At 51.4% G+C, this 4,492-nt stretch carries 3 protein-coding genes and 1 pseudogene; 3 read left to right on the top strand and 1 reads right to left on the bottom strand.

Translation table 11 applies throughout. The annotated features are described in order from the left end of the window. Positions 1-816, bottom strand: a pseudogene (locus tag QUB26_RS10595) (hypothetical protein); the annotation flags it as partial. 201 nt (positions 817-1,017) lie between these two features. Between QUB26_RS10595 and QUB26_RS10590 the strand changes: the two are divergent. The 3 genes from QUB26_RS10590 to secG all read left to right on the top strand — a co-directional run bounded on the left by QUB26_RS10590 (position 1,018) and on the right by secG (position 4,455). Beyond that, complete coding sequence (locus tag QUB26_RS10590; protein WP_333246095.1) at positions 1,018-1,713, top strand: retropepsin-like aspartic protease; 696 nt, start codon at positions 1,018-1,020, stop codon at positions 1,711-1,713. Positions 1,714-2,142: 429 nt separating this feature from the next. Further along, entirely contained in the window at positions 2,143-3,741 is a 1,599-nt protein-coding gene (gpmI, locus tag QUB26_RS10585) for a 2,3-bisphosphoglycerate-independent phosphoglycerate mutase (protein WP_333317837.1), read from the top strand. Positions 3,742-4,215: 474 nt separating this feature from the next. After that, positions 4,216-4,455, top strand: coding sequence for a preprotein translocase subunit SecG (gene secG / locus QUB26_RS10580; RefSeq protein WP_190659521.1), 240 nt, complete (start codon positions 4,216-4,218; stop codon positions 4,453-4,455). Positions 4,456-4,492: the final 37 nt, after the last annotated feature.

Below are 4,492 nucleotides of genomic sequence, written 5' to 3'. Positions count from 1 at the left end.
TTGTCCCCCGGTGCCTCCGGGTAAGGAACCATTTCTGCCACCGCCACCTAAGCGAGGAGGAGTTCCCCCTGGAACTAGGGGCGGCGAGCCAATTTGTCCCCCGGTGCCTCCGGGTAAGGAACCATTTCTGCCACCGCCACCTAAGCGAGGAGGAGTTCCCCCTGGAACTATGGGAGGCGAGCCAATTTGCCCCCCATCACCTCCGGGAAGTAAAGAGCCTCGCGTTCTACCTGGTACTTGCTGAGTGCCGGCTCGATCGCCCCTGGGTGGGCTGGTGAGAGCAACCGTCTGATTAGGCCTGTTAATTGGGGGCGGAGCCAATAACTCGGGAAGTTCGGGTAGCACGGCCACTTGTCGCTGTGGCAGTTTGGGGAGTTCTGAGGTTGTCCCACCCGCTCCGTTGGCTCCTGGAGGGATTTGTAATACGATCGGCGGGAGCGGCCCAAAGGGATCTAACTGAGAAGGATTAGCTGTCACAGGGCCTTGGGGCACCGGCTGAAGCGGAAGCGTGGGATTCCTGTCATTGTTGTCGCCGATATTTGTTTGAGCCTGTCTTGCTCGTTCGTCTGGGTTGGTCGATCGAATTAACCCAGGAGGCTGGGCGGCTACTATTGGGGACGGGAAAGCTTGAGCTGCTGGGGTAGGGCTGGCAGTGGCTGCCGGAGATGGAGAGGCTGCAATGGGGCTGGGGCTGGGGCTGGCTGTGTTGCTGCCCTCGTCGCCACCGCATCCTCCGATCGAGAACGCTAGTAGTCCTATAGTTGCAAAATATAAAAGTTTGTGCATTGCCGATCGCCACCAAATCCTTAATTTCAAGATTTCCAACAAGGCTCTGCAATTACAGCCTGTTGCCGTTTATAAGTTTATCTGTGTTTCGATGTTATGCGATCGCTTGAAAATTGCCAAGTTTCCCTGATGATTCTGATCTGGGGATCGGGCGATCGGTTTTTGGGAGCGGGTTAGGATATCAGTGGCGGTCGTTGTTCGACATATTGAATTAATTAAGGTATTTAGATAATGGCAAAAGTGATTCTCAAGCGAATTTGGCGATCGGGCTTGGTTTGTGCGAGCGTTTTGGTTGGTCTGGGATCGGTGGGGGGTGGCGAGGTGCATTCTGATTCACATCAGCCAGAAACTCAGGTGATGACATTGGTGCCCGATGTGAGTTCCCAGCAGCACGCGCGGCGCAGCTATCCCGTTCCCCGCAGGGGTTCCCGAAGGGTAGGGAATCGGACTATCACGGAATCGGGATTCACAACTGGCAAATTGTACTCTCAGTTTTGGAACCCGTCAAATCCTGGTGCCAAACCCCCAGCAAATCAACCGGCTAAGCCACGGGGGAATCCACAGGTATTTCAAGCTAAAATCAAGCGTCGCGCTGGCGGGACGCCGGTGATTGATGTGGTATTTAACGGCAACAAGACTTTTGAGATGATTCTCGATACCGGGGCGAGCGGCACTTTGATTTCTCAGCGGATGGCTACTGCACTGGGAGTGAGGCCGGTGCGTACCATCAGAGCGGGGATCGCTGACGGTAGCGTTGTCGAGTTCCCGATCGGTCTAGTGCGATCGATTCGGGTTGGCGGTGCTGTGATCCAAAATGTCGAAGTGGCGATCGCCAAACAAATGCCAATAGGTCTGCTCGGTCACGATTTCTTTGGCAATTACGATGTCAAAATTAAAAAAGATGTTGTAGAATTTTATGTCCGCTGAAAGTGAGCTGAGTCGGAAACCGATTTTTGCTCAACTCGTGTCCTTTACAGTTATTCGCAACCCGGTCAAGGCTTTTAAATTTATTGGTTGAGGCGGTAGCAAAATGCAACCAAGTGTGGTATGGTTCTTAGTGTTTAAAGAGCCACCGACGGTTAAACTATCCGTGAAATCCGGCCACAAAAGCAGGGCTGCTGTTGGTGAGATCGGTAACAGTCTCCGACAACGATTCACACTACAAGCCAAGGCAATCAATTAAACAATTCGCCAAGCAGGTCGAAATAAGTTCCCAAAATGCTGTGGTTGAGGGAATTTTGGTTGTCTTTGTTCAGCCGGAGCCTAAAAAATATGTAAACTGATTAGCGGCAGATGTTCCGCCAAATCGGAAATCATGACGATCGAGAAATTAACTATTGTAAATAAGGTATTCGCATGGCACAAGCGTCTGTATCTCCTGTAGTGCTGATTATTCTAGACGGCTGGGGTTATCGTGAAGAAAAAGACGGAAATGCGATCGCCGCTGCGAAAACACCCGTGATGGACAGTCTCTGGGCCGCTTATCCCAGAACTCTGATTAAAACATCGGGCCGGGCGGTAGGGCTGCCAGACGGGCAAATGGGTAACTCAGAGGTTGGTCACTTGAATCTGGGCGCGGGCCGCGTCGTTCCTCAAGAGTTGGTGCGGATTTCGGATGCAGTGGAAGATGGTTCTTTGCTGGACAACCGCGCGCTGGTTGGGCTTTGCGAGAAAGTCCGCGCCACGGGCGGCAAGTTGCACCTGACTGGTCTTTGTTCTGAAGGTGGGGTTCATTCCCATCTCAGTCATATTAAGGGTTTGCTGCAATTAGCAAAGGCACAGGGAATTTCTGAGGTTTGCATTCACGCGATTACAGACGGTCGTGATACTACTCCGAAAGAGGGTGTCGAAGCTCTAGGCAAGATTGAAAGTTATATCGCAGAGGTAGGGGTCGGTCGGATTGCGACCCTCAGCGGCCGCTACTACGCGATGGACAGGGACAAGCGCTGGGATCGGGTGCAGCGCGCTTACGAGGTGATGACGACTGAGGGTGCGCCTGACGGTCGATCGGCTGTTGATGTGTTGCAGGCATCTTATGCTGAAGGAGTGACCGACGAGTTTGCAGCTCCGACTCGGATTTCTCCGGGGGCGGTGGCATCCGGGGATGGGGTAATTTTCTTTAATTTTCGCCCGGACAGGGCTAGAGAATTGACTCAGGCTTTTGTATCTCCCGATTTTAAGGGGTTTGAACGGCAGTTAATTGAGCCGCTGGCGTTTGCGACTTTTACTCAGTACGACCCGAAACTTTCGGTAATGGTGGCTTTTGAACCGCAGAATTTGAACAATATTCTGGGCGAGGTGATTTCTAAGCACGGTTTGCAGCAGTTGCGGACGGCGGAAACTGAAAAGTACGCTCATGTGACTTATTTTTTTAATGGGGGTCTGGAAGAGCCTTTTATCGGGGAACACCGGGAGTTGGTGCAGAGTCCGATGGTGGGGACTTACGATGAGGCGCCCCAGATGTCGGCGGACATGGTGACGGATGGGGTGGTGACGGCTTTGGAAAGAGGCATATATTCGTTTATGGTGATTAACTACGCTAATCCGGATATGGTTGGTCATACGGGGATGATGGATGCGACGATAATTGCGATCGAAACTGTGGATAAATGTTTGGGGCGGCTGGTGAGCGCCATTAGTAAAGCTGGGGGAACGGCAATTATTATTGCTGACCACGGAAATGCTGAGCAGATGTTTGACGAGGACGGGAATCCGTGGACGGCTCACACTACTAACCCAGTGCCGTTTATTCTGGTAGAGGGTGAAGGTCGGAAGATTCCGGGTCACGGGACGGATGTTCCTCTGAGGGCGGATGGTTGTTTGGCGGATATTGCGCCGACGATTCTGGAGCTGTTGAGGTTGCCTCAGCCCCCGGAGATGACGGGACGCTCTATGATACGATCGCCTGAGTTTGAAGTTCGTGCTAATCGTACTCCGGTGCGAGTTCGATTGTAGTAGGGACGCAGCAGTAGGGACAAAGGCGCCGTGCATTGGTGTCAACTTAAGCTGTAATCCGCCCAGTCCTCCCGCCCATCCGGTAGTCCGCCAGGGAATGAATTCCCTGTCTAATAGCGAAAGTCCTCTCAAGAGGACTAATGAGTTTAAAAATTCGGCGTTGCTGAATTGGGGTATGAAATTTGTAGGGGCAATCCCCCCGTGGTTGCCCCACCGCTGACAGCGTAAGCACTTAGAATTACCCCATCAGGCAAAATCATACTTGGATTCAGCAGTACCAAAATTCTTCTTTTCAGTCCTCTTAAGAGGACTTTGGCTTTGAGGCAGGGAATGAATTCCCTGCCGGACTGCGGGTTTGACGTTAAGTTGACACGAAGAAGGGCTCTTGGAGTGTCTCTGCATAAATTGTGTGCGATCGACCAAATTTGATATCATAATAAATTACCGATTACTAATTACCAATTACCCCACATTATGAATATTGTTTCTGTTTTACAAGTTATCTGGTCTTTGTCTGCTTTAGGACTGGTGATTTTTGTGTTGCTGCACAGTCCTAAAGGCGATGGTATTGGAGGGATTGGCGGACAGGCTCAATTGTTTACCAGCGCCAAGAGTGCAGAAACGAGTCTGAACCGCATTACTTGGGGTCTGTCTATTGTTTTTATGGGTTTGACTGTGATTTTGAGTGCTGGTTGGTTGGCGCCTAAGTTATAAGATTTGGATTTTTAACCACATTAGCTCACGGGCGAGA

The organism is Microcoleus sp. B4-C1 (genome assembly GCF_036705285.1).
Lineage (GTDB): Bacteria > Cyanobacteriota > Cyanobacteriia > Cyanobacteriales > Microcoleaceae > Microcoleus.
This window is presented reverse-complemented; position numbering and strand designations above follow the sequence as displayed.